The following is a 24,876-nucleotide window of genomic DNA, read 5'->3' on the forward strand; positions in this document are numbered from 1 at the left end:
CTTGATTTTACACAATAATTCATAACAAAATATAGAGATATGAAATCAAAATTTCAGCCAGATAAGAATGGTTATTTTGGGCAATTTGGAGGCGCATTTATCCCTGAACTTTTACATCCGAATGTAAAAGAATTAGAAGATAATTATATTCAAATTATCGAATCTAAAGAATTTCAAGACGAATATAAATCGCTTTTAAAAGATTTTGTAGGCAGACCTACACCTCTTTATTTAGCCACAACTTTGTCAGAAAAATATGGTGCGCTTATTTATTTGAAAAGGGAAGATTTATGTCATACAGGAGCTCATAAAGTAAACAACACAGTGGGTCAAATTCTAATTGCTAAAAAATTAGGTAAAACCAAAATTATAGCAGAAACTGGTGCAGGTCAGCATGGAGTTGCAACAGCTACTGTTTGTGCATTAATGGGCTTAGATTGTACTGTTTTTATGGGAGAAAAAGATATTGTACGTCAAGCACCCAATGTTGCACGAATGAAAATGTTAGGTGCTAAAATTGTACCTGCAACTTCGGGTTCTAAAACTTTAAAGGATGCTACAAATGAAGCCATTCGTTATTGGATTCAGAATCCAGAAACATTTTATTTAATTGGTTCTGTTGTAGGGCCACATCCACATCCAGACATGGTTGCACGCTTACAAGCAATTATTTCTGAAGAGATGAAATGGCAATTAATTGAAAAAACGGGTAAAGAAAATCCAGATACTATTATAGCTTGTGTTGGTGGTGGTTCTAATGCTGCTGGTGCTTTTTATCATTATTTTGATGATGAAGATGTAGAGTTAATAGCTGTAGAAGCTGCTGGTTTGGGTGTTAATTCTGGTGAAAGTGCTGCAACTTCTCAATTAGGGGAAGTTGGTATTATACATGGTTCTAAAACTATTTTAATGCAAGATGAATATGGGCAAATTGTAGAACCTTATTCTATTTCTGCAGGATTAGATTATCCAGGTGTTGGCCCATTACACGCTTATTTATATGAAAGTGGAAGAGCCAAGTTTATGAACGCCACAGATAAAGAAGCGTTAGCTGCAGGTTACGAATTAACCAAATTAGAAGGTATTATTCCTGCTTTAGAAACAGCACATGCTTTAGCGGTTTTACCTAAAATTGATTTTAAGAAAGATCAAGTAGTGGTTATAAATTTATCAGGTAGAGGAGATAAAGACTTAGAAACATTTATCAAACATTTAGAAGATTAAACATGAACTCAATTCAAAAGATATTTCAAGAGAAAGATCAAAACTTATTATCTATATATTTTACTTGTGGTTATCCAGAATTGAACGATACAAGTAAGGTTATAAAAGCTTTAGAAAATAATAATGTAGATTTTATTGAAGTTGGTTTGCCTTACTCAGATCCTTTGGCAGATGGACCAACCATACAAGATAGCAGTCAGCAAGCATTAAAAAATGGTATTAATTTAGATGTTGTTTTTGATCAGTTGATGGAAATTAAAGTATCTAATAAAACACCATTAGTTTTAATGGGATATTTGAATCAAATGTTAAAGTATGGAGAAGATAAATTCTGCAAGAAAGTTGTAGAATGTGGTGTTGATACTTTGATAATACCAGATTTACCTATGGTGGAGTTTGAAAACCATTATCAACAATTGTTTGAGAAATATGGTTTAACAAATGTATTTTTAATTACACCTCATACTTCTGAAGAGCGTATTCAAAAAATTGATAATTATACAAATGCGTTCATTTATGTGGTTGCTTCAGCATCCATTACAGGTGCAAAAGGAGAAATATCAGATCAGCAAATTGCGTATTTCGAAAGAATTAAAGCGATGAATTTAAAGAGTAAATTAATAATTGGTTTTGGTATTTCTGATAACAAAACATTTACCACAGCATGTAATTATGCAAATGGGGCGATTATTGGTTCTGCCTTTATCAAAAGTTTAAAAACTAATGGAGTTGCTGGAATTGAGAATTTTATCTCTGGAATTAGATAATAGTTTCAAATAACAAATAAAAAAAGCGATGTTTTAAACATCGCTTTTTTTATTTTTCTAGTTATGTATTAATTGATAGTTGTAGTAACTTCAATAACACCATTGGCACCTCTTAAACCATAAATTGAAGTTTCTGGGCCTTTTAAAACTTTAACCTTTCTAATAGTTGTAGGTACAATATCTCCAAACGAATCAACGTCTACTGGTACACCATTTAAAATTAATAAAGGAGCTCTACCACCACCCCAAGAAGCTGTTCCTCTAATTCGAATTTGATTCGTTGTAGAAACATTAACTCCAGCAACTTTTCCTCTTAAATAGTCATAAATATCTCTAAACTGAATAGGATCTGCTACTTTTGTATCACGACTTCCTGAAACATAATTTTCATCATTACTGTCACTAACTATGTTAATTATCATAGAAGATTGCCCTTTATAAGCTACTTTTTTTACACCTACTAAAGGTGAAAAAGCAGTAATTTCTTTTGGAGCTTTGTCTAGTTTTACTTTAAAGTAACCTGCTTTATTGGCTACTCTTCTTTGTTTTACATTATCAATTAAAATAACTGCTCCAGGAACTGCTTGGTTATTTGCATCTTTAACTAATATTGTCAATTTAATTTTTTCTTTAGATTTTTTTTCTTGTGCTGTACTATTAGTAGCAAAAGTAAAAGCCACTAAAAGCATTAAAGTTTTTATAATTTTCATATCGTTTGAATTTTTAATAATACATCAAGAATAATGCCAATGTATTTAGCATAATTCGCAATAAAAATACTGAAAATAAACTAAATTTTCAATGTATTGTCTTTTTTTAACTACTCTGATTGATATACTTTCTCTCCATTTAAATAGGTAGCTAAAGCTTTTGTTTTAGGTAATTTCGCTTCCTCCACTGTCATAATATCTTGATTTAAAATTACAAAATCTGCAAATTTACCAATCTCAATACTACCTTTTTCATCTTCTTCAAAATTAGAATATGCAGCCCAAAGTGTCATTCCCTTTAATGTTTCTTCTCTAGAAAGTGCATTTTCCATTTGAAATCCTTTTTCAGGATAATTGTTTAAATCTTTTCGAGCTACAGCAGCATAGAAGGTATAAAAGGGATTTACCTTTTCTACAGGGAAATCTGTACCTAAGGCAACTTTTCCATAATTATCTAAAAGGTCTTTAAATGCATAGGCGCCTTTCATTCTTTCAAAACCTACTCTGTCTTCTGCCCAATACATATCTGATGTTGCATGAGTTGGCTGAACAGATGGTAGAATATTATCAAAATTCTTAAAGTCTTCTGGACTTATGATTTGAGCATGCTCAATTCTCCAACGTCTATTTTGTTTATTTTTAAGAACATTATTATAAGTTTTTACCAACCAAGTATTAGCAGAATCTCCAATAGCATGCGTATTCATTTGAAATTCAGAAGCTGCAATTTGTTTAGCCAATTCTTGATATTTTTCTGGAGAATAAATTAAAGCACCAAAATGGTTGTCTCTATCTGAGTACGATTTTCTCATTGCTGCTCCTCTAGAACCTAAAGCTCCATCACCATAAACTTTAAAAGATCTTACATTTAAATAGTCGGTTTTGTAAATTCCCTTGTCTAAATAGTAATCTATTTGTTCTTGTTTATCGCCAGAAATCATGGCGTAAATTCTCATTTTTAAACTATTGTTATTTTGTAAATCATCAATAAGTTCAATAGTATTTCTATCTAAACCAGCATCATCTACAGTTGTTAATCCGTACGAAAAACAAATGTCTTGAGCGTCTAACAAAGCCTGAACTGCTTCTTCTTTAGAAACTGTAGGTATCTTGATAAAATCCATAGCAGAGTCAATTAACACCCCAGTTATCTTACCATTTTTTTTAATGATTTCTCCACCAGTAACTTTAGTTTCATTTGTAATTTCGGTTAAGTCTAATGCAGCTTGATTTACTAAAAGTGCATGCCCATCAACTCGAGTTACTGCAACTGGTGTGTTTGGAAATAATTCATCTAATTTTTCTTTGGTAGGAAACTCTTTTATCTCCCAGTCATTTTGGTCCCATCCACGACCCGTAATATAATTGGTATTCTTTTCTTTTTGAAATTCTACTAATCTTTCAAGTACATCATCATAACTTGTTGTGCCCTCTAAATCTACTTTTTGTTGTTGTAAACCCATTCTATAAAAATGGCAATGTGCATCTATTAAACCTGGAACAATCGTTTGGTTTTTGGCATCAACAATATTATCTGATTGGTATTTTTCTTGAATATCTGAGGTAGATCCTATTGCAACAAACATTCCATCGTTAATTGCAAATGCTTCTACATTATCAAAGTTTGAATTTACAGTGTATGCATTAGCATTAATTACAATTAAATCCGCTTGTTCTTTTTGACAAGATGTGATTAAAATTAGAGATAGAAAAAGTGGGTATAATTTTTTCATTTTTAGAATTTAAGCATTTATATAAATTAAATAAGCACCATAAATCAATACAAATTGAAATGGAATTCTTACAATAGCTATTGTTTTAGAACCAATGGCAGGTCTTTTTTTGGTAACATCCCATATATGAATTGGCAAAAGAAATATTAGTAAAAATATGATACCTAATGCAGCCATTTTTTGCGTTTGTGGAACAAAGACCCCAATACCTAATACTAATTCTATTAAACCAATAACATAATTCACTAATTTTTTTGGAAAAATTTCAGGGATAAAATGTTTAAAAACATTTGGTTTTATAATGTGCATAATTCCCGCAAAAGAGAAAAATCCTCCAAATATTATTTTTAATACGATAATTAGAATATCCATAAAATTATAATTTTACAGGAGTATCTCCATAAAGATATTTATCCATTAAATATACAATGCTAGCCATAGATGCACTACCTAATTCTAACTCACGTTTGTTTACTTTATCAAAGGTATCTCTGCTTGTATGATGGTAATCGAAATAGCGCTGTGAATCTGGTCTGTAACCCACCAAAGTTACATTCTCATCTTTTAGAGGACTAATATCTGCACCAGAACCACCTTTGTCTATATCATGTAAACCATATGGAGCTAAAAGTTTTTTCCAACTTTGCAGCAGGTTGGTGTTTGCATTATTTGCATCAATAGAAAAACCTCTTGGAGTATGTCCCCCAGAATCTGATTCTAATCCACCAATATGATTTTCTTTATTTAAAGTCGCTAATTCAGCATATTTCTTTGCACCTCTAGTACCATTTTCTTCGTTCATAAAGAAAACGATTCGAAGCGTGTTTTTTGGTTTGATGTTATTTTTCTTAAATAAATAGGCTACTTCTAAAGATTGTACAACACCTGTACCATCATCATGAGCACCTTCACCTAAATCCCATGAGTCTAAGTGACCACCAACCACAAATATATTTTCTGGAGTTTCAGACCCTCTAATTTCGCCAACAACGTTAAACGAATGCGCATCTGGTAAAGTTTCGCAACTTTGTTTGAAATAGAATTTTAAATTTGGATTCGTGTCTAAGTCTTTACTTAAATTTTCTGCAGCTAAAGAGCTAATTGCAGCAGCAGGTATGTGCTGTTCAACTGGTAAATCTCCATAACTCATAGTTCCTGTATGAGGATAATCATCTATAGCATTTGTCATAGATCTTACAATTACGCCTTTAGCTCCATATTTACCACAAACTGCAGCACCTCTAACTCTTTGATCTACACAGCCACCATACGCTTTAAAGGTGTGGATTAATGTATTGTCAAAAGGTCTGTTAAAGAACACAATTTTATCTTTCATTTTATCTCCTAAAGCTTCTGCTTCTTCCAGACTTTTAACCTCTATTACTTCGGCTAATACTCCAGATTTTGGTGTAGCTACAGAAAAACCTAGTGCGCAAATAGCAACATTTTTCTGTACACCATTTGTGGTGTATGTAGCTATTTCTTTCTCACCTCTAACCCAATGAGGAACCATTACTGGTTGTAACCAAACTGAATCTAAACCAACTTCTTTCATTACTTTTTCTCCCCATTCAACAGCCATTTGTGCCTCAGCTGATCCAGATAATCTACCACCAACATTTTGGGTTAAATCTCTTAACCATTCATACGATTTACCATCTGTAAGAGCAGCATTGAATAGTGATTTGATTTGTGTAGAATCGGTTTTTTCTTCTGTAGTTAGCTGAGTGTCGTCTATAGTTTTTTCTTGTTTTTGATTACAAGAAATCATGAAAAGAATTAGGGAAAGAAAGAGTAGTGTTTTTTTCATTTTGTAGTTTTTTATTAAGTTTATAAAACTACGAAAATCATAATAGATTATGAATACAAATTAAAAGGATTTAAACCTGTTCTAATAGCTTGATAGACTCCTTATATACATATTTGTATTTCTTTTTATTACTTTCAATCATATTATCAATTTCAGAAATGATAACATCTAGCGTTTTTTTTGCATCAATACCGTTATTTTGTCTCACTAAAAAACGAGCATATTCTAACCTTTCTGGGTAATTCGAATATCTAATATTGGTTTTCTTAAATTCACTTTCCGCTTTTTCATTAAAACCACATTGTTCTAATGATATAGCATAAATGCAAATGGTGCCTTTGAAAAACTTATCTAAATCTATTTCACCTACACATTCCACTACCTTTTTATAATTCTTTAGTTCAAAATGGCATTTGGCCAATTTATTTAAGGTGTGTTTATCTTCGTAAGAAATAGATTCTAAAGCTTTTTCGTAATAAAGTATAGCCTCAGGAAAGTTTTTGTTTTCTCTGTAGGCATCTGCCAAATTAGATTTATTTTGAAAAGAATCTGCAATGTGTAGCTTTTCTTTAAGATCTTTAATCTTTTTACCAGGATTTAGAGAGTTTCTAATTTTATGGTTTGTATGCGAAATATTTTTGCTGCTCACAATTTCTAAAAAAAAGTAAACAATTGCACCAATTACGGGTACAAAAAAAACTATGAAATACCAGTAGTAATCATTTCTGCTTTTATAAATATGAAAGATACAAAACGCTTGGAAAGCGATTAATAGGTAATAAATCATAGAAGCACAAATATAATTAAAAACTAAGCTGTTACTCCATGCTTTTTAGATAAGTTGCTCTTTTTGGTTGTTAAACGCTAATTTGTTAGAAATCAAACTTATAAGTTAACCCTCCAAGAACTTGAAAACCTTGTACGTTAAAGTTGGAAAATCTCTGATAATTATTATTTAAAACGTTATTTAATTTGACAAATGCAGAGAACTTATCAGAAAAATGATAACCTCCGTTTAAATTAACATCAACAAAAGAATCAAGGGTTTGAGCTCCACTTATATTAAATGAAGAACCAGAATATAAAATATCTTTTCTTTCGCCTACAAAAAATATGTTGGTGTTGGCATACCAAGTATTTGTTTTGTATTTCGCGCTAAAGGACGCTTCTAAATTGGGTAAATTCCAAGCCTCTGTTTCTGTGGTAGATTCGTAATGGTTAAATTGGAATTGTGTTGAAAGTGAGAGTTGTTTAGAAACGTCATATTCTATTTCTGCAGCTAAAGAAATGGTTTGTACATCATCATAAACTACTGAAAAAGAATTACCATATTCATATCCTCTAAACAAAATACCATTGTTACCATTATTTGCTCCATTTGATTTTGAATAGTTTTTTACAAATAATGCTTTGTCTTCTTCATCTTTAAAAGTTGCTGATAAATTATAGCTCAAACTTTTATTTAAAATTCCGTTAAAACCTAAAAAAGCGTTGTATTTTTCATTTGTTTGGGTAATAAATTGAGTGGGACTTAAAAATGGATTTTCACTTGAAAAATCTTTGTAAGTATTGGTGTTTAAATTTCCTAGAACACCTGCATACACAGTAAGATTATCTTTTAGTATTGGTTTCTGAATTTGAATGTCAGGATAAACTAAAAAATGATTCACCTCATTTTCTGTATCAAAAGCAGTAAAGAATTTAAAACCAAGTTTTAAAGAAAAATCTCCAAATTTGGTGTTATACTCAGGATTTATTTTTGCTGTAAAAATCGAATAATCTATAGCAATGGTGCTGGTAAATTCACGTTCAAAAGAACCTCCTAAATATTCTAGACCTGTTTTTATTTGAATGTTATTGAAACTAGAATTTAGAAAATCAAGAGGTAAATCGAAATTCGTATTTAAGTTGAATTTATATTCAGCACTATTGTAGTAATCTGTAAAATACGCTAATGATAATTGACTATTGGTAATGTAAGCATCAATAAAATCAATATCACCCACCAAATTAAAATAATTGTAAGTTTGGCTTTCGTCAATATTTCCTATAGCTGTTTCAGTAAAGGTTGGTTCATCTATTCCATACCAATTATAGGTATTTCTTTCTCCTTTTAATGTGATGGTCCAATCAAAATAACGCTCTTCTTTTTTGTAAAAAATAGACGCATTTAAATTGCTGAAATCGCTATTTAATTTGGTGTTTTCAATATTATCTAATGATGCAGTGTACTTAGCAGATAGGCCAAATTCGCTTTGAAAACGCGTATAATTGTGTAGATACGTTTCAACATAAGGCGAATTAAAATTACCATAACCTAAGGCTAAAAAGTTGTTGTAAATGCGTTCTTTTACACCAACATCAATACTTTTTGCAACGCCACTTTTAGGTATAAAAGTTGAAGCAACAGGAGCTGAGTAAATGGTGTACTTCAATTTCTTCTTTTTACTTTTTGCTAATAGCTTTATAGTGGGGTTTTGCTTAATTTTATTAGCATCTGCAATTTCAGGATTGTAGGTGGTAACTACCTCAATAACTTCTGTTTTAACAGTATCTATTTTATTGTTTTTTTTAGCTGGTTTTGTGCTCTGTGCGTAAGAAAATAACGTTCCTAAAAACAACACGAAAATTGTTAAATACTTTTTCATTATTTTTTATTTTTAGGAGTTACTGAGTTATTGGTTTTAGCTTCACTTTCTTTAATCACTTTTAATTCTTGTTTTGCTTCTGTTACAATATCTTCAAACTGACCGAAATTTTTAATAATGTTTTCTAAAATAAATGTGGCTTGATAAGCGTCTTCTAAGCTGTAATAATTTTTAGCCATAATGATATAGCTTTTCACACCCCAATATTTGTAATTACTATAATCTGCAATTAAGCCTTGTACTACTTTTGTGGAATTTTCATACTCGTTTTCTTTGTTTAAAAAGTACGCTTTATAGTATAAGGTTTCTGCTTTCAATTCGCCATCTGCTGTTTTCTCTATTGTAGTAAAATACTCTTTTGCAGTATCAAAATCTTCGGTTTTAAAAGCGGTTCTAGCTATAATTACTTTTGCATCTAAAATAACTTCGTTATCTAATTTATCTCTTGATAATACTTTTTTTGCATAGTTTAAAGCAGCATCATTTTCATTTAAAGTTGAGTAGCCTTTCATTAAATTGCTCTGTGCAAACAATATATTTTCTGCACTATATGCTTCTTGTTCTAACCTTAATAAATAAGGTTCAGCTTCTTTAAAGTTATTCTCTTGCAAATAGATTTGAGATAATTTTGCTAAAGCATCTTCACTAAATTCTGTTTGACCTGCCTCTAAAACAACTTTATATTTATCTATAGATTGTTTGTAAAGAGCTTCTTTAAATAAAATATCGGCCAAATAATAATTGGCTTTTAAACTGTTTTTGCCATTAGGAAAACTTCGTAAATATTTTTTTAAACTAAGAATGCTACCATCATTTTTACCTTCAAAATATTTACGTTCTGCAATTGCGAAACTTGAATTTTCTAACTCAGAATCTGATACTTCAACAAAATTTAAAGTTTTTGTCCAAGCTACATATTCATTTAGTCTATCTTCATCTACATAAATGTTTTTTGCATTTTTTACTGCTTCTAAAGCTTCTGATGAATTAGGGTAGGTTTGTGCTACTTTTTTAAAGTTATTTAAGGCAAGTGAGTTTTTATTTTGATTGTAATACAATAACCCTTCACGAACTAAAGCAGTAGGAATAAACACGCTTTTAACGTGTTTTTCTTGCAAACGAGTATAAGCTTGATGCGCTTTTTCGAAATCTTTTAGCTTTGTGTAAGTTGCTGCAAGTTGAAATAAAGCATCATCTTTTAATGAAGAAATTTGGTAATTATTTATCACTTTTGTTAAGGCATTTACTTTAGCTTCATTTTTATTTTGAAATCCATAACTCATACCAGTTTGATACATTGCATAATCTGCATCTAAACCTGAATTATCTACAATTACTTTATAAGCTCTAATGGCTTTCTCGTAATTTCTAATGGCAAAATAGCTGTCTCCCAAACGCAAAAAACTATCGTCTTTAATATTTTGATCAATATTACCTTTACCTGAAAATTGATTGAATGTTAACGCTGCTTTTTCATAATCTTTTAATTTAAAATGGCAATATGCAATATTGTACTCTAATAAAGGAAAATCTTTATTATTAGCACTTCTTAAACTATTGTTGAGTGCAATAAATTTAGAAAGAGCTTCTTCATAATTCTCTAATCTATATAACGTTTCTGCTTCCCAATACTTGGCTTTTCTGCTAATTTCAATAGTGTTTGATGTTTTTGCTGAAGTGAAAAAAGCTAAAGCTTCAGAGATTTTTTTCTCATTAAATAATTGAATTCCTCTGTATAAAGAAACCTCTAAACTTAAATTTAAATTTTCGGTAGATTTCTTCTTTTTAAGGTATTCTAAAGCACCCTGATAATCATTTTCATGAATAAAAGAGGACACAATTAATTCGTTTATTTCTTTATAAGAAGTAGAATTAGGATATGTTTTTAAATAGTTTTGCAGCACATCAGATACATTCTCAAAAGGATTGCCTTCTTCATAACTTAACTTGGCATAATTTAACGCGGCATCCTCTTTTATACTTGAGTTGTAGCTCATTTCACTAGCAGTTTTAAAAGCATTTAGTGCCTCATTTTTCTTATCTATGTTTAAATAACATTCAGCTAAATGATAGTAGGCATTTTGTGCAACTGCATTTTCTTGATCAATAATTTTATTAAAATAACTTATGGCGTTTTCAAAATCATTTTGTTTAAAATAAGCGTAACCTAATTGATAATAATCTGTGTTATTCCATTTGCCATTTTTACCTTTATACCCTTTGAGGTATGGAATTGCTTCTTCGTATTTATTTAGATTAAAATAACTTTCACCAATAATTTTTGATATTTCAGAAGCTTCCTTTCGTTTGGCAGTTTTTAAAAGTTCTTTACCAACAGAAATGCACCTCTCAAAGCTACCTGCCTTAAAGCTAATGTCTAATAAGTAATAAGAAATTTCGGCTTTGTAAGAATCGTTGTCTGCAATTTCTTTTAAGGTAGATTCTGCTAAGCCATAATCTTCTAATTTGTAAGAAATATAACCATAATAATACCTAGAATCATTACCATATTTGGCATCATTTATTAGAGGTAAAAATTTATCTTTTGCTAAATCTAAACGTTTTGCAACTAGCAAACCATACCCCATTTTAAAGTTGATTTCTTTTTGGTTTTTTTTAGATAAACCGTCCAAATTTACTTTTTGATACCATTTTAAAGCATGAGCTGCTTTTTTATTAGCAAAGTAATAGTTACCAACATTAAAAAATGCTTTATTTTTTTTATTACTTGCAGGATAATTTTCTACAAAACTCAACACTTTTTTATCTGCATCTGTTTGGTTTAATTTAATACCACACATTGCATTGTAATAACTTGCATCAGCCATTAAAGTGCTTTTTGGTGATGCACTATTTTCTACAATTGCAAACGTTTTTTGTGCAGCTGCATACGCTTTATTGTTATAAAGCTTTAAAGCATCGTTAAAATTAGCTTCTGCATTTACATCTATAATAGACTGTTGAGAAAATACTACAGAGGTAATCGTAAAAAAGAATAGGAATAAAACCTGTTTTGCCATAAAAAGAATTTTCATACAAATGTTTTAGTTATAAATTCACTAACGAAGATTTCTACAAATTGTTGGATTATTATTGAAAAAATCACGAAAAAAAATAATTCAAAAATAAGAATAGTTGTAAAATCTTGTGCTAAAATCAATAGAAACTTATAAGTTTGTATAAACTACTATTTTATGGAAAAAACAGTTTTACATTTAGAAAATGCAGATATTTATCAGAGAGATAATCTGGTACTATCTAAAGTAAATTTAACCATTAATAAAGGTGAATTTTATTATTTAATTGGAAAAACTGGAAGTGGTAAAAGTAGTTTAATGAAAACGCTTTATGGCGATTTAAAATTACAAAGAGGTACAGGAACCATTGTAGACTTTGATTTAAAAAAGTTAAAAGAGAAAGAAATTCCGTTTTTAAGAAGAAAAATAGGAATTGTATTTCAAGATTTTAAATTGTTAAGTGATAGAACTGTTTTTGAGAATTTAGAATTTGTTTTAAAAGCTACTGGTTGGAAAAACAAAGAGGAAATGAAATCTAAAATTAACGAAGTTCTAGAAAAAGTTGGTATGCAATCTCAATACTATAAGAAAACTTTTGAACTTTCTGGAGGTGAGCAACAAAGGGTGGCAATAGCTAGAGCACTTTTAAACGACCCAGAATTAATTTTAGCAGATGAGCCAACAGGTAATTTAGACCCAAAGACCTCTTTAGAAGTTATGGATTTGTTGAATAAAATTCACGCAAGTGGTAAAACTATTTTGATGGCCACTCATGACTATCAGCTAATTGTAAAGTTTAAACACAATACTTTAAAGGTTGAGGCTGGAGAACTTTTTGAAGTTACACAGCAAACTACGGTTTCTTAATAATAGATTTTTGAGTAAAAAGAAAATTTTTGTTGCAGTTACAAACGATATTTCTACAGATTATCGAGTGCACAAAATTTGCAATTATTTAATTTCTAAAAATTATGAAGTAACTATGTATGGTAGAGTTTTACCAAATACAATAAACGTAGATCGATCTTATAAAATAGTACGCAAAAAACATTTTTTTAATCATAATTTTTTGTTTTATGCTGAATTCAATTTAAGGTTATTATTCACATTACTATTTACAAAAACCGATGTTATTCTTTCTAATGATTTAGATACATTACCAGCATGTTTTTTTGCGAGTCGATTTAAAAAAGTAGAATTGGTTTATGATAGTCATGAACTTTTTTCTGAAGGACCAGAATTGCAAGGTAGACGATTTGTTCAAAATTTTTGGAGAACCTTAGAAAATTACTTTTTACCTCGCGTTAAAAAAGCCTATACTGTTAGCCAATCTATAGTCGAGTTTTATCATTCAAAATATCAGAACAATATGGGGTTAGTTAGAAATATTCCGTTAAAAAAGGATGTTTTAGAGGTAGAAGAGGTATCATTTCCCACAGAAAATAAAACCATATTGTATCAAGGAGTTTTAAACCCTGGTAGAGGTCTAAAACCGATGATTAAAGCACTTCATCATATAGATGATTTAGATTTAATTATTATTGGTTATGGTAAAGTAGAAGAGGAGTTAAAAGAATTTGTAGTAAAGCAAAATATGCAACATAGAGTTCATTTTATGGGCAGAGTTGCTAGAGAAAAGCTATTTAATTATACTAAGAAAGCTACTTTAGGTATGGTGTTAGAAGAACCTCTAGGGTTAAGTTTTAAGTATGCCTTGCCCAATAAATTGTTCGATTATATCCATGCAGAAATTCCAATTATTGCAGGTAGACTGCCTGAAGTAGAAAGAATTGTAAATGATTTTAATGTTGGAGTGTTGGTAGATGATTATAAACCAACAACCATTGCCAAAACTATAAATGATTTATTAGCTAATGACGAGTTACTTGCTGAAATTAAAAGCAACCAGCAAAAAGCGAAAGAAATACTTTGTTGGGAAATTGAACAAAAGAAATTAGATCAATATTTTTAAAAGTAAAATTATCAAGACTAAATTATCCATAATAATTCCTGTATTTAATAATCTTTCTGGATTGCAGAAATGCTTAGAAAGTATCAAGCAGCAAACGTTTAAGAATTATGAAGTTTGGATAATTGATGGTGGCTCATCTATAGAAACTCAAAATTATTTAGGTAGTTTAGAAAAACCATTTTACTATCAATCTAGAGTTGATAAAGGTATTTATGATGCCATGAATAAAGGTATAGTTTTATCTAAAGGAGAGTATCTTTATTTTTTAGGTTCAGATGATGAATTGTTTAATGAAAATATCTTGGCTACTGTTTTTGCAGAAGAATCTAGCACAGAAAATACGCTGATTGCTGGTAAGGTTATTTATGAAGGAAATAAAAGTGCTTTTATTTACAATACAAAGAAAAAGTTGAAAGATGTATATTGGTCTAAATTTATGTGGGTCAGAAATGGATTGCATCATCAAAGTACATTTTACAAAAGAGAAATTTTTGATACCATTAAGTACGATTTAAAATATCCAGTTTTATCAGATTATTGGTTGAATTTATATCTGTTTAAAAATGATTTTTCTTGTAAAATTTTAGATTTGCCTATTGCTAAGTGTAGTTCAGATGGGGTTTCAAAATCAGGAGATTGGACTATTTATCAAGAAGAGATAAATCTAAAAATTGACTTAAGTAATAAATTTTTTAAGCCATTATTTTATATTATTGCCAAGACCAAATATCTTTTTCGCAAACAATTAAATGATTAACAGAAAAGAAATAGCAAATTTCATAGTAGAAAAATTAAAGACTGATAAAGAACAGTTGGTTTCTGCATACAATAAATCAAAAGATACAATTGGTCATTTTTTTATAGATGATTTACTTCCTGAAGAATTGGTTCAAAAAATTCATGTAAATTTTCCTGATTTAGAAGGTACCAAAAAACGAAAAAGTATTAGAGAGCATAAATATGTTGCTTATCAAATGAATAAGTATGCTCCCATTTTAGAGGAAGTTATTTATGCTTTTCAAGATCTTCGAGTGGTAAAGTTAATCTCAGAGATAACGAGTATACCCCATATTTTACCCGATGAAAAGTTGTATGCAGGTGGTTTATCATTAATGGCAAAAGGCAATTATTTAAGTCCGCATTTAGACAATTCACATGACAAAGACAGGCAACTTTGGCGTGTATTAAATTTACTTTATTATGTAACTCCCAATTGGAAGTTAGAAAATGGTGGCAATTTAGAGTTATGGCCTAAAGGTTTAAAAGATAAACCTGTTGCTATAGAAAGTAAGAGTAACAGATTGGTTATTATGGCTACCCATCAAAAATCTTGGCATTCTGTAAATAAAGTTTTGGTAGATGATGTAAGATGCTGTGTTTCTAATTATTACTTTTCTAAACAGCCATTACTCGAAGATGACGATTTTCATGTTACTACATTTAGAGGAAGACCTTCACAGAAAATGAAAGATGTAGTCTTAAAACTAGACAATAGTTTAAGAGGTTCTGTTCGTAAAATTTTTAAAAAAGGAATTAGAGAAAATCCTCATCAATATAAGAAATAGTTATAGCTCAAAAATGACTGGCTTATTCTTACGAACGTAATATTCATCAACCAAACTAGCGTTAACAAACTGAGTTTTATTAAATAACTTTTGGCCATAAGCTTCGTGTATATGTCCAAAAACATGCAATTTAGGTTTTATCTGTTTTACTCTTTCACGCAAAACTTTACAACCAACGTCTTCACCATCTTTTGTTTCGTCTAAAATTCGAAATGGTGGGCAATGTGTAATTAATACATCTGTACTTTCAGGTATTTTATCAAAACTAATTTTTCGTTGAGAAGTAGTCTTATTAAACGCCCATTGATAAAAAGCAGGTTGATCTGGACTTCCCCAAAATTGAATGCCATCTATTACAACTCCTGAATTTTCTAAATAAGTTACATTATCAGGTATTAGTTTGGCAATCTCTTCTTTTTTCCTTCTTTCAAAAAGAAAATCATGATTACCAGCTATAAATATTTTGTATTTATGAGGTAAGTTAGCAAACCAGCTTAAAAATGAGGACGTTTCAATACTATTTCCTTTATTAGTAATATCACCTGCATGAATAATAACATCGCCAATTGGCAATTCATCATCCTTAATAAACTGGTGTTTATTATGTGTGTCAGAAATTAAAACAATCTTCATAAACTTATATAAAAAAACCTCAAATAAATTAATTTAGTTGAGGTTTTAAATTGTGGAGACGCCGAGAATCGAACTCGGGTCCAAACAAGCAGCCAAAAAGCTTTCTACATATTTAGTTCTTTCTTAATTTTCGATCAAAAGCTGATTAAGAACAATCCACTTTTAACTTAGCTTTTTTAGTTTCAAAAACCTGCCAAAGCTACAAGTTTTCTATGTTTATTTTTACGATGCCCATAAATGAAACGCCATAAACCAAGGCTTTTCGTGGACATAAAGCTTGCTCACCTTGTGAGCCTAGGCTTAATCCTACTATAATTCAGATTAGGCAGCTAAAGCGTAGTTATCTTCGCCGTTTAAAAAGTTGAAATAAGTTTTACAAGAATCATTTCACTCCTTGATATGCTTACAAATTCACTGTCCTTGCTGTCAAAACCAGTCGTCCCCAAAATAATTTGGGCGTTACTTTATTTTAAAAGCATTTAAAATTAAAGTCAGGCTTTCACTACTCGTTTTTTATTCCATTACATTTTATAAAAGAACTCAAACAAATCGTTCAATCCTTAACGCAGTCTGCAAAAATACAAAAAACATTTGCATTAGGTTTACAATTTTTATCATATTGTTAAGACAGTTTTTGTCCTCAATTTTTTAAATTTGAACAAACAAAAATTATGATTAAGAAAGGAACACAAGTAAAATGGAAATGGGGAAATGGCACAGCAGAAGGCAAAGTAGAAGAAACCTATACAGAAAAAGTCACCAAAACAATTAAAGGTAACGAAGTAACTAGAGATGGTGAAGAAGGTAATAAAGCCTTATTCATTAAGCAAGAAGATGGTAGTGCAGTACTAAAATCAGAAAGTGAAGTAGAGAGGGCATAATCTCTAAAAGAAATTTTTTTAACGCTTTTTTCAGTCTATCTTTATACACTGAAAAAAGCATTTTTATTTTAAGTCATATGAAATTCGGAATTATAAAAGAACGTAAAAATCCACCAGATAAAAGAGTGGTTTTTTCACCAAGCAAACTGGCATTATTAAAACAAAAGTTTCCTAAGGCAGAAGTAGTTGTAGAAAGTTCAGACATTCGAATTTTTAATGATGAGGCTTATCAAAATAAAAATATAGAGGTCACTACAGATGTTTCTGACTGTGATGTACTTTTAGGAGTTAAAGAAGTACCAATAGACGCCTTAATACCAAACAAAAAATATTTTTTCTTTAGTCATACAATAAAAAAGCAGCCTTATAATAGAAAGTTGTTAAGGGCTATTTTAGAAAAAAATATAGAGTTGTACGACCATGAAACTATCATCAAAGAAAATGGGGCGAGACTAATTGGTTTTGGAAGGTATGCAGGAATTGTAGGCGCCTACAATGGTTTTAGAGCAATTGGCTTGACAACAGAAAAGTTTAGTTTACCAAAAGCAGAAACATTAGACAGTCAAATAGAATTAATATCAAATTTGAATAGTATCAATCTTTCTCCGATTAAAATTTTACTTACTGGTAATGGTAAAGTAGCTTATGGAGCTAAAGAAATGTTAGATGCTATGAATATAAAAGAAGTATCTGTAGACGATTATTTAAATAAGGCTTTTAATGAAGTTGTGTATTGCTTAGCAGATGTACTAGATTACAATAAGCGTAAAGATGGCAAGGTTATAGATAATTTTGACTTTTATAATCACCCAGAAAATTACGAATCAGATTTTATGCGATTTGCTGCAGTGACCGACTTTTTTATAGCAGGTCATTTTTATGGAGATGGAGCACCTTTTTTATTTACTGGAGAAGATGCTAAACAGGTTAACTTTAAAATTAAATATGTTGCAGATATCTCTTGTGATATTGATGGACCTGTAGCTTCAACCATAAAAGCATCAACCATTGCAGAACCTGTGTATGGGTATGATCCTTTAGAAGAAAAAGAAGTCGACTACAAAAACGATAATGCTATTGTGGTTATGGCTGTAGATAATTTACCTTGTGAATTGCCAAAAGATGCTAGTGAAGGATTTGGAGAAATGTTTCTCGAAAATGTAATTCCAGCTTTTTTTAATAATGATAAAGATGGTGTTTTAGCTAGAGCTAAAATGACAGCAAATGGCAAACTAACAGACAGATTTTCTTATCTACAAGATTATGTAGATGGTTTAGAGTAGCATTGTAATTCATAAATAACGATTTCATTTGTTAAATAGCAACCAACAATACCTTTTAGATTTGGCTAAAATGAAGATGCCATTTGGTAAATACAAAGGCATTTTTTTAATTGATTTGCCTGAACATTATATTGTTTGGTATAACAATAAAGGTTTTCCTAAAGGTAAGTTAGGAGATCAGCTAAAGTTAGTTTACGAGCTTAAACTAAATGGTTTAGAGAATATTATACGTAAAATTAAAAAAGACCACCATTAAATATAAATTGCATTTCAAATAAAAAATAATTTACATTTGTTATCTTATGCCATCAAATAAAAATTATAAATGGTTTTAAATTACGTTTATTTTGGTGTTTCTATTTTAGGAATATTTCTATTTTTCTTTCTGCTGAAAAAATTTTTTAAGTGGTTGCAAACCAAGCTAGATAAATTAGACAGGAATGTTTTATTTAAAAAAGCAGAAGTAGAACATTTCTTTAAATTTATTACACCTAGAAGAGAAAAACACATTCTAAAGTTTACCATAAGAGCATTAAGAATTGGTATAAGTATTGTTTTTCTAATATTTTATTTACCCTTCGTTTTTCACTTTATTCCAGAAACTCAAGAAATTGCAGATCAAATATTGGGTTATGTCATGAAGCCTGTAGATATTGTTATTGATGGCTTTTTAGACTTTATCCCAGGGTTCTTTTTTATTCTAGTTATCTTTTTTGGAACAAAATATTTATTAAAATTCTTAAAGTATGTTACTAGCGAATTGGAAAAAGAAGCGGTTCGTTTAGATGGTTTTCATGCAGATTGGGCCAAACCTACCTTTAATTTAGTTAGGGTAGTAATTATTGCTTTTTCTGTTATTATTTGTTGGCCATACATACCTGGCTCACAATCTGAAGGGTTTAAAGGGGTTTCTATTTTTTTAGGAGTATTATTTTCTTTAGGTTCTACTGCTGCTATATCTAATATAGTTGCAGGTATTGTTATTACCTATATGCGCCCTTTTAAAGTAGGAGATCGTGTAGAAATAGGGAATACTATTGGTGATGTAACAGAAAGAAGTTTACTGGTAACTCGTTTAAAAACAATCAAAAATTTAGATGTTACCATTCCAAATTCATCTATTTTGGGTAACCATATTGTAAATTTCACCAAAAATGCAGCAGAAGATGTAGGGGTTATTTTACATACTTCTGTAACAATAGGGTATGATGTTCCTAGTGGAGATGTTATTCAGGCTTTAGTAAAAGGAGCCAAAAACACAGATTTAATTCTTCAAAAGCCAGAACCTTTTGTGCTTGTAAAAAGTTTGGATGATTTTTATATCAATTATGAGATTAATTGTCATACCAAAAATCCTGAGAAAGGTGCTTTAATTTATTCGTATTTACACGAAAGTATTAAAAATGAATTACACAATGCAGGTATAGAAATCTTATCTCCACATTACAGTGCTGTTAGAGATGGTGGAGCACTAACTGTACCTCCAGAAAATATTCCTAAAGATTACCAACAACCTGGCTTTAAGATTGGAGGCTTTAAAATTGGTAGTTAATTTCTTATTGCTGTTTGCTTATTCCATAAGTTAAGTGTGCAACTCCGAGTATAAAGAGTGAGTAATACCAATAAGAAGGTATAATTAAGCAGATTACACTAAGTAACGCACAAACTCCTGAAATGATAAGAACATTTTTGTATTCTTTACGTTCAAAAACAAATATAATTACACCATAAATCAATAAAAAACATGGCACTAAATAATTATATAATTCTTGTTGGCCAACGAAAAATAGAATTACAAACAACGTGATAAGGGTTAAGCTGTATCTAATTAAAATCCTTTTCGTTATTGGATTTAAACATTGATATCCTAGCTTTTTTGCCTTTCTGTTTTCTGTAAATAATATAGAGGATGGGAAAAGTAAAAAGGCTATTATTACAATAATAATAACATAGGTTTCTGTAAGAGAAGAGTAATTGTAATTTAAGCCTTCTCCTCGAAGTTTTGCGCCATCAATAATACTTTTAATGATAAAAGCTGCAATTAAAAGATGCGAGCCTAAAAAAATACTAGTTAAACCAGTAAAAGAAAAATTAATGTGTGGGGAATCTTGATTTTTCATAATTTTATAACTTGTGCTAATATACAAAAATGAAACCAGCAGAAAGATATATTTTAGATCAACCAGAACCCTTTAAGTCTATTTTGTTGCACCTTCAAATTTTAATAGAAAGTACGTTTCCAGAGGTAGATTTGCAGTTTAAATGGAAAATTCCTTTTTATTATTTAGATAACAAGCCCTTTTGTTATTTGAATCCATCCAAGAAAAAAGGCTTTGTAGATTTTGCTTTTTGGGTTTCTGCACATCTTACAAAGTATAATGAATTTCTAATATCTGAAAATAGAAAAGTGGTTAAATCTTTAAGATACTACAACATAGAAGATATTAACGAAGAAGTTTTGTTAACCGTTTTACAAGAAGCACATCAATTAAAAGACAAAGGTTTTTATAAGAAAAATTAGCGTTGTTTAATCTTAAAATGAAGCGCATCAATTTTATTAATAAATAACACCAAATCGGTATTTTTTTTAGGGTTTGGAATTTTTACTATCGAAAATTTTCCTTCTTTAATGATAGCTGGTTTTAAAGCGCGGTTCGAACCTTTAAAAACATAAAAAATTAAAAGCGAATCTGTTAAGTTTTTAAATTTTAGTTCAATAACATCTTCACTATTTAATGAAATAATTCCTTCTGTTGGTGCGATTAATTCAGCTTCTAAACCCAGAAAATTATTGCTGTAAATTGGTTGATTGTAAAATGCTTCTTTACTCATTCTTCCAAATCGTAAAACCCAAAGTGCATCTTCTGGATAATGAGATTTTAAAATTTTATCTTTTGGAATGTCATAGAAATAATAATTAAAATCACGTACCCACTTGCCATTATATTCATAACCTGCAGCCCAAGTAGCATCTAAGATGAGCCACTTTTCATCAATTTTTACTGCATTCCAAGCATGATTTGTAGCAGCTGTAACATTACCAATTTCTGCAACAGTATTTCTAACATTACCCTTTATAACTTCAGCCTCTATATCAAGTAAGTCGCAAATTTTCTTAAAAGACTGGGCATATTCTTCACAAACACCAGTTTTGTTTTTAAAGGTTTTATCAACTAAAACGTCTACTAACAGCTGGTATTTCTGTTCCTTTTCCAACTCTGTAGCATAGCTGATTCTATAACTTCTTTTTTGAGGTTTGTAATACTCTTTTAAATTGTACCTAATATTTTTAGCCAACCAAAAAAAAGCAGCTCTTGCTTTATCTTCGTCTGTAGAAAAATCTTTCTGTATTTGAGATGCTAAATTTTCTACATTAGAATATCTAGGATAGTTTAAAACCTTAGCATCAACATCATCATAAGATTGAGCAGAAATAGTTAGCGAACTAAATACCAATAAAAATACAAGTTGTTTCATTCAAATAAATTAACAACTTAAGATATCAAATATTGTGCCTATAAATTATTTATAGTTTTTCTAATAGCCACTAAATTGGTAAGTAAATTTTCTAAATTATTTAAATGCAACATGTTTGCTCCATCAGACTTTGCATTAGAAGGGTCAAAATGAGTTTCTATAAACAAACCATCAACATTATTTACAACACCAGCTCTTGCAATCGTTTCAATCATTTCAGGTCTTCCTCCTGTAACTCCAACTGTTTGATTTGGTTGTTGTAAAGAGTGTGTTACATCTAAAACTGTAGGTGCAAATTCACGCATTTCTGGTATACCTCTAAAATCTACAATCATGTCTTGGTAACCAAACATTGTTCCTCTATCAGTAATCCAAGCTTTTTCATTACCTGCGTCTTTTACTTTTTGAACAGCGTGTTTCATAGCTGCAGGACTCATAAATTGGCCTTTCTTCAAGTTAACAACTTTACCTGTTTTGGCTGCAGCAACCACTAAATCTGTTTGACGAACCAAGAATGCAGGTATTTGTAAAACATCTACATACTCAGCAGCTTTAGCAGCATCAGAAACTTCATGAATGTCGGTTACAGTTGGTACATTAAATGTTTCTGAAACTTTGCGTAAAATTTTTAATGCTTTTTCATCTCCAATTCCAGTAAAACTATCAATTCTGCTTCTGTTTGCCTTTTTAAAACTTCCTTTAAAAACATAAGGAATTTCTAATTTGTCAGTAATTGTAATTACTTTTTCTGCAATTCTTAAAGCCATATCCTCTCCTTCAATAGCACAAGGCCCACAAAGCAAAAAGAAATTATTAGAATTTACGTGTTTTATATTTGGAATTTCAGATAAAATCATGTGTATAAATTTTACGCAAAAGTACAGAAATTATAATTTCTATTCTTGTTAATAATTGATTGGCTAATTTGTTTTGCAATTACTAATGTATAAATCTATTGAAGGTAAAAAATGGCTATATTTATCGAATAAATTATCTTTTAATTATGACAAATACAATAAAAATACTTGCAGTTGGACTCTTATTTAGTTTTACAAGTTGTAAAATAAGCCAAAAAGCGAGTGATGGCAAAGATGGTAGGGATGGAGCATCTGCAGTAAAAAGAACAGATGTGTTAAATGCAAAAACCATAGAATCATCTTTTTTTATAGATTCTACGATGGTAAAGAAACATCTGTACACCTTAGCTTCGGATGAAATGCAAGGAAGAAAATCAGGTACAGAAGGGATAGAAAAAGCTGCAAAATATATAGAAAACGAATTTAAAAGAATAGGTTTAACCACTTTTGATGGATTAGAAACTTACAGACAAACGTTTAATTTTACACCTAGAAGAAGCAAAGAAGAAATTACAAGCGCTAACATTATTGGGGTTTTAGAAGGTAAATCTAAAAAAGAAGAATATGTAATTATTTCTGCACATTATGATCATTTGGGAATGAAGAAAAATGGAGATGGTGATATTATTTACAATGGCGCAAATGATGATGCTTCTGGAGTTACAGGAGTTTTAGCTTTGGCAGAATATTTTAAAAAGATGGGTAATGAAAGAACAATTGTTTTTGCTGCTTTTACAGCAGAAGAAATGGGTTTAGTTGGTTCTACACATTTTGGTAAAGGTATAGATGCTAGTAAGTTTGTGGCAGGTATTAATTTAGAGATGATTGGTAAAACTCCAAGTTTTGGGCCAAATACTGCTTGGTTAACTGGTTTTGAAAGATCTGATTTTGGTAAAATTGTTCAGAATAATTTAGAAGGTTCAGGGTATCAATTATTTCCTGATCCGTATAAAAACTTTAATTTATTTTTTAGGTCAGACAATGCATCTTTGGCAAGGTTAGGTGTGCCTTCTCATACATTTTCTACAACTGCCATAGATGTAGATAAAGATTATCATAAAGTTTCTGATGAAGCTGAAACATTAAACATGACAGTGATTACGCAAACCATTCAGGCTGTTGCAAAAGGTACTGAAAGTATAATTAATGGTAGAGATACACCAACCAGAGTGGTTTTAGAAGAACGAAAGAAATAAGTGAATGAAGAAGTTTTTATACATTTTTATAGTCTTTTTAATTACAGCTTGTTCTGGGTCTAAGGTTATGGTTGATTATGATTCTGAACTTGATTTTGCATCATTCAAATCATTCAATTTTTATGAAGATGTAGGAGCAGGTTTAAACGAGTTAGATGTAAAAAGAGTTACGACTGTCATTCAAACAGCACTGAAAGCAAAAGGCCTAGTGTTCAATGAAAATCCAAGTATTTTAATTAATGTTGATGTTAAGACTTCTGAAACTCAAAATAACAACACAATAGGAGTAGGTATAGGTTCTGGAGGTAGAAATGGTGGATTTGGTATTTCTGGTGGAATACCAATTGGAGGTAAAAAATTAAATGAAACCTTTAAAATAGAATTTGTTAATACGAAAACCAATAATTTAATATGGGAAGGAGTTTTGAATTCAACAGTCAAAGAGAAACGAACTCCAGAAGAAAAGGAATTGCATTATGGTTCTATTATAGATGAAATACTAAAACAATATCCACCAAAATAAATTTTGGATATAAAAAAACCTCTAAATTAATTTAGAGGTTTTTTTATATGCTATGCCTTTGTTTTTAAAACTGATATCTTATACCAATAGCGACATCATTTCCAAAATCATTAAAACGATCTCCGAAACTAAATTCTGGTCTATAATCTAAAGAAAGTAAAATTGGTGTATTTGGAAAGTTGTATTCAATACCAATATCTCCTGCTGCAAAAACAAAAGTCTCAGACTCATCTGTACTTTTACTATCATAATTTGCTAAACCAGCACCCAAACCTGCATACCAATTAAAATTACCATCTAATTGCCAAACCCATTGGTAAATACCCGTGGCTTTAAATCCATCAAAATTACTGTTATCTCTAATACCCAAATCAATTTCTACTCTATTGTTATCGCCCAAAGCTCTTTGATAAGAAATTTCTCCTCCAAAACCATCATCATCCCCTAATCTAATACCCAAAGCATTTTCAGAAATAGACTGTGCATTCATTGATAAAGCTCCTAATATAAAAGCAAATCCTAAAACTAATTTTTTCATAATTTTTACTATTTATTTTAATTAATTACAGAGCAAATCTAC

The 24,876-nt window shown here is 30.2% G+C and carries 25 protein-coding genes and 1 other RNA gene; 13 read left to right on the top strand and 13 right to left on the bottom strand.

What is annotated here, in order from left to right; translation table 11 throughout:
• Positions 1-39 precede the first annotated feature (39 nt).
• Positions 40-1,224, top strand: coding sequence for a tryptophan synthase subunit beta (trpB, locus tag MED152_RS12020; protein ID WP_015482163.1), 1,185 nt, complete (start codon positions 40-42; stop codon positions 1,222-1,224).
• Between the two features lie 2 nt (positions 1,225-1,226).
• Positions 1,227-1,991: a tryptophan synthase subunit alpha gene (trpA, locus tag MED152_RS12025; protein WP_015482164.1), complete on the top strand. Its 765-nt coding sequence runs from the start codon at positions 1,227-1,229 to the stop codon at positions 1,989-1,991.
• Positions 1,992-2,059: 68 nt separating this feature from the next.
• Here trpA and MED152_RS12030 read toward each other — a convergent pair whose 3' ends face one another.
• The 7 genes from MED152_RS12030 to MED152_RS12060 all read right to left on the bottom strand — a co-directional run bounded on the left by MED152_RS12030 (position 2,060) and on the right by MED152_RS12060 (position 11,927).
• Positions 2,060-2,701 (bottom strand): TonB-dependent receptor plug domain-containing protein, encoded by a 642-nt coding sequence (locus MED152_RS12030; RefSeq protein WP_015482165.1) that lies wholly within the window; start codon positions 2,699-2,701, stop codon positions 2,060-2,062.
• A gap of 110 nt (positions 2,702-2,811) precedes the next feature.
• Entirely contained in the window at positions 2,812-4,434 is a 1,623-nt protein-coding gene (locus tag MED152_RS12035; RefSeq protein WP_015482166.1) for an amidohydrolase, read from the bottom strand.
• Positions 4,435-4,443: 9 nt separating this feature from the next.
• The gene (locus tag MED152_RS12040; protein WP_015482167.1) at positions 4,444-4,806 is read right to left on the bottom strand and encodes a MauE/DoxX family redox-associated membrane protein; all 363 of its coding nucleotides are present in this window, start codon (positions 4,804-4,806) and stop codon (positions 4,444-4,446) included.
• A gap of 4 nt (positions 4,807-4,810) precedes the next feature.
• Complete coding sequence (locus MED152_RS12045) at positions 4,811-6,244, bottom strand: M20/M25/M40 family metallo-hydrolase (RefSeq protein WP_015482168.1); 1,434 nt, start codon at positions 6,242-6,244, stop codon at positions 4,811-4,813.
• A 70-nt stretch (positions 6,245-6,314) separates the two neighbouring features.
• Positions 6,315-6,893 carry a tetratricopeptide repeat protein gene (locus tag MED152_RS12050; protein WP_187288760.1) on the bottom strand — a complete coding sequence of 193 codons (579 nt, stop codon included), beginning with the start codon at positions 6,891-6,893 and terminating at the stop codon, positions 6,315-6,317.
• Positions 6,894-7,116: 223 nt separating this feature from the next.
• Entirely contained in the window at positions 7,117-8,892 is a 1,776-nt protein-coding gene (locus MED152_RS12055) for a hypothetical protein (RefSeq protein WP_015482170.1), read from the bottom strand.
• Positions 8,892-11,927: a tetratricopeptide repeat protein gene (locus MED152_RS12060; protein WP_148284816.1), complete on the bottom strand. Its 3,036-nt coding sequence runs from the start codon at positions 11,925-11,927 to the stop codon at positions 8,892-8,894. Before MED152_RS12060 ends, MED152_RS12055 begins: the two co-directional genes overlap by 1 nt.
• A 159-nt stretch (positions 11,928-12,086) precedes the next feature.
• On the opposite strand from MED152_RS12060, the gene MED152_RS12065 reads away from it, so the two are divergent.
• The 4 genes from MED152_RS12065 to MED152_RS12080 all read left to right on the top strand — a co-directional run bounded on the left by MED152_RS12065 (position 12,087) and on the right by MED152_RS12080 (position 15,446).
• A complete protein-coding gene (locus tag MED152_RS12065) occupies positions 12,087-12,776 on the top strand; it encodes a cell division ATP-binding protein FtsE (protein ID WP_015482172.1) in 690 nt (229 codons plus the stop codon).
• Positions 12,777-12,786: 10 nt separating this feature from the next.
• Positions 12,787-13,881, top strand: coding sequence for a glycosyltransferase (locus MED152_RS12070; protein ID WP_015482173.1), 1,095 nt, complete (start codon positions 12,787-12,789; stop codon positions 13,879-13,881).
• 61 nt (positions 13,882-13,942) lie between these two features.
• Positions 13,943-14,638 (top strand): glycosyltransferase, encoded by a 696-nt coding sequence (locus MED152_RS12075; protein WP_015482174.1) that lies wholly within the window; start codon positions 13,943-13,945, stop codon positions 14,636-14,638.
• Positions 14,631-15,446, top strand: a complete 816-nt coding sequence (locus MED152_RS12080; RefSeq protein ID WP_015482175.1) for a 2OG-Fe(II) oxygenase — start codon at positions 14,631-14,633, stop codon at positions 15,444-15,446. The genes MED152_RS12075 and MED152_RS12080 overlap by 8 nt, the downstream gene beginning before the upstream one ends.
• Here the strand turns inward: MED152_RS12080 and MED152_RS12085 are convergent, their stop codons facing one another.
• Positions 15,447-16,079 carry a metallophosphatase domain-containing protein gene (locus MED152_RS12085; protein WP_015482176.1) on the bottom strand — a complete coding sequence of 211 codons (633 nt, stop codon included), beginning with the start codon at positions 16,077-16,079 and terminating at the stop codon, positions 15,447-15,449.
• 50 nt (positions 16,080-16,129) lie between these two features.
• Positions 16,130-16,523, bottom strand: a transfer-messenger RNA (tmRNA) gene (gene ssrA, locus MED152_RS13655).
• A 227-nt stretch (positions 16,524-16,750) separates the two neighbouring features.
• Here ssrA and MED152_RS12090 point away from each other — a divergent pair.
• The 4 genes from MED152_RS12090 (at position 16,751) to MED152_RS12105 (ending at position 19,795) form a co-directional block, all read left to right on the top strand.
• Positions 16,751-16,960, top strand: a complete 210-nt coding sequence (locus tag MED152_RS12090) for a DUF2945 domain-containing protein (RefSeq protein WP_015482177.1) — start codon at positions 16,751-16,753, stop codon at positions 16,958-16,960.
• Positions 16,961-17,037: 77 nt separating this feature from the next.
• The gene (locus MED152_RS12095; RefSeq protein ID WP_015482178.1) at positions 17,038-18,243 is read left to right on the top strand and encodes an NAD(P)-dependent oxidoreductase; all 1,206 of its coding nucleotides are present in this window, start codon (positions 17,038-17,040) and stop codon (positions 18,241-18,243) included.
• 70 nt (positions 18,244-18,313) lie between these two features.
• The gene (locus MED152_RS12100; protein ID WP_051058605.1) at positions 18,314-18,499 is read left to right on the top strand and encodes a DUF3820 family protein; all 186 of its coding nucleotides are present in this window, start codon (positions 18,314-18,316) and stop codon (positions 18,497-18,499) included.
• 69 nt (positions 18,500-18,568) lie between these two features.
• Entirely contained in the window at positions 18,569-19,795 is a 1,227-nt protein-coding gene (locus MED152_RS12105; protein ID WP_015482180.1) for a mechanosensitive ion channel family protein, read from the top strand.
• Positions 19,796-19,799: 4 nt separating this feature from the next.
• On the opposite strand, the gene MED152_RS12110 is transcribed toward MED152_RS12105, so the two are convergent.
• The gene (locus MED152_RS12110; protein ID WP_015482181.1) at positions 19,800-20,363 is read right to left on the bottom strand and encodes a hypothetical protein; all 564 of its coding nucleotides are present in this window, start codon (positions 20,361-20,363) and stop codon (positions 19,800-19,802) included.
• Between the two features lie 29 nt (positions 20,364-20,392).
• Here MED152_RS12110 and MED152_RS12115 point away from each other — a divergent pair, with 29 nt between their 5' ends.
• Positions 20,393-20,764, top strand: coding sequence for a DUF1801 domain-containing protein (locus MED152_RS12115; protein ID WP_015482182.1), 372 nt, complete (start codon positions 20,393-20,395; stop codon positions 20,762-20,764).
• Here MED152_RS12115 and MED152_RS12120 read toward each other — a convergent pair.
• Together MED152_RS12120 and kdsA are read right to left on the bottom strand one after the other, a co-directional pair.
• The gene (locus MED152_RS12120; protein WP_015482183.1) at positions 20,761-21,720 is read right to left on the bottom strand and encodes a transglutaminase domain-containing protein; all 960 of its coding nucleotides are present in this window, start codon (positions 21,718-21,720) and stop codon (positions 20,761-20,763) included. The two genes, MED152_RS12115 and MED152_RS12120, sit on opposite strands and share 4 nt — an antisense overlap.
• Positions 21,721-21,758: 38 nt before the next feature.
• On the bottom strand, positions 21,759-22,577 hold the full coding sequence (gene kdsA / locus MED152_RS12125; RefSeq protein WP_015482184.1) for a 3-deoxy-8-phosphooctulonate synthase: 819 nt from the start codon (positions 22,575-22,577) through the stop codon (positions 21,759-21,761).
• A 146-nt stretch (positions 22,578-22,723) separates the two neighbouring features.
• On the opposite strand from kdsA, the gene MED152_RS12130 reads away from it, so the two are divergent.
• Positions 22,724-23,773 carry a M28 family peptidase gene (locus tag MED152_RS12130; protein ID WP_015482185.1) on the top strand — a complete coding sequence of 350 codons (1,050 nt, stop codon included), beginning with the start codon at positions 22,724-22,726 and terminating at the stop codon, positions 23,771-23,773.
• Positions 23,774-23,777: 4 nt separating this feature from the next.
• Positions 23,778-24,296 carry a DUF4136 domain-containing protein gene (locus MED152_RS12135; RefSeq protein ID WP_015482186.1) on the top strand — a complete coding sequence of 173 codons (519 nt, stop codon included), beginning with the start codon at positions 23,778-23,780 and terminating at the stop codon, positions 24,294-24,296.
• Between the two features lie 64 nt (positions 24,297-24,360).
• Here MED152_RS12135 and MED152_RS12140 read toward each other — a convergent pair whose 3' ends face one another.
• Positions 24,361-24,834, bottom strand: a complete 474-nt coding sequence (locus tag MED152_RS12140; protein ID WP_015482187.1) for a hypothetical protein — start codon at positions 24,832-24,834, stop codon at positions 24,361-24,363.
• Between the last annotated feature and the right edge of the window lie 42 nt (positions 24,835-24,876).

Source organism: Polaribacter sp. MED152 (assembly GCF_000152945.2).
Taxonomy (GTDB): Bacteria; Bacteroidota; Bacteroidia; order Flavobacteriales; family Flavobacteriaceae; genus Polaribacter.

Bases quoted from the DNA above. Each gene is read 5' to 3' on its own strand.
- trpB (WP_015482163.1), top strand. From the start codon at position 40: ATGAAATCAAAATTTCAGCCAGATAAGAATGGTTATTTTGGGCAATTT.
- trpA (WP_015482164.1), top strand. From the start codon at position 1,227: ATGAACTCAATTCAAAAGATATTTCAAGAGAAAGATCAAAACTTATTA.
- MED152_RS12030 (WP_015482165.1), bottom strand. From the start codon at position 2,701: ATGAAAATTATAAAAACTTTAATGCTTTTAGTGGCTTTTACTTTTGCT.
- MED152_RS12035 (WP_015482166.1), bottom strand. From the start codon at position 4,434: ATGAAAAAATTATACCCACTTTTTCTATCTCTAATTTTAATCACATCT.
- MED152_RS12040 (WP_015482167.1), bottom strand. From the start codon at position 4,806: ATGGATATTCTAATTATCGTATTAAAAATAATATTTGGAGGATTTTTC.
- MED152_RS12045 (WP_015482168.1), bottom strand. From the start codon at position 6,244: ATGAAAAAAACACTACTCTTTCTTTCCCTAATTCTTTTCATGATTTCT.
- MED152_RS12055 (WP_015482170.1), bottom strand. From the start codon at position 8,892: ATGAAAAAGTATTTAACAATTTTCGTGTTGTTTTTAGGAACGTTATTT.
- MED152_RS12060 (WP_148284816.1), bottom strand. From the start codon at position 11,927: ATGAAAATTCTTTTTATGGCAAAACAGGTTTTATTCCTATTCTTTTTT.
- MED152_RS12065 (WP_015482172.1), top strand. From the start codon at position 12,087: ATGGAAAAAACAGTTTTACATTTAGAAAATGCAGATATTTATCAGAGA.
- MED152_RS12080 (WP_015482175.1), top strand. From the start codon at position 14,631: ATGATTAACAGAAAAGAAATAGCAAATTTCATAGTAGAAAAATTAAAG.
- MED152_RS12085 (WP_015482176.1), bottom strand. From the start codon at position 16,079: ATGAAGATTGTTTTAATTTCTGACACACATAATAAACACCAGTTTATT.
- MED152_RS12090 (WP_015482177.1), top strand. From the start codon at position 16,751: ATGATTAAGAAAGGAACACAAGTAAAATGGAAATGGGGAAATGGCACA.
- MED152_RS12095 (WP_015482178.1), top strand. From the start codon at position 17,038: ATGAAATTCGGAATTATAAAAGAACGTAAAAATCCACCAGATAAAAGA.
- MED152_RS12100 (WP_051058605.1), top strand. From the start codon at position 18,314: ATGAAGATGCCATTTGGTAAATACAAAGGCATTTTTTTAATTGATTTG.
- MED152_RS12105 (WP_015482180.1), top strand. From the start codon at position 18,569: ATGGTTTTAAATTACGTTTATTTTGGTGTTTCTATTTTAGGAATATTT.
- MED152_RS12110 (WP_015482181.1), bottom strand. From the start codon at position 20,363: ATGAAAAATCAAGATTCCCCACACATTAATTTTTCTTTTACTGGTTTA.
- MED152_RS12115 (WP_015482182.1), top strand. From the start codon at position 20,393: ATGAAACCAGCAGAAAGATATATTTTAGATCAACCAGAACCCTTTAAG.
- MED152_RS12120 (WP_015482183.1), bottom strand. From the start codon at position 21,720: ATGAAACAACTTGTATTTTTATTGGTATTTAGTTCGCTAACTATTTCT.
- kdsA (WP_015482184.1), bottom strand. From the start codon at position 22,577: ATGATTTTATCTGAAATTCCAAATATAAAACACGTAAATTCTAATAAT.
- MED152_RS12130 (WP_015482185.1), top strand. From the start codon at position 22,724: ATGACAAATACAATAAAAATACTTGCAGTTGGACTCTTATTTAGTTTT.
- MED152_RS12135 (WP_015482186.1), top strand. From the start codon at position 23,778: ATGAAGAAGTTTTTATACATTTTTATAGTCTTTTTAATTACAGCTTGT.
- MED152_RS12140 (WP_015482187.1), bottom strand. From the start codon at position 24,834: ATGAAAAAATTAGTTTTAGGATTTGCTTTTATATTAGGAGCTTTATCA.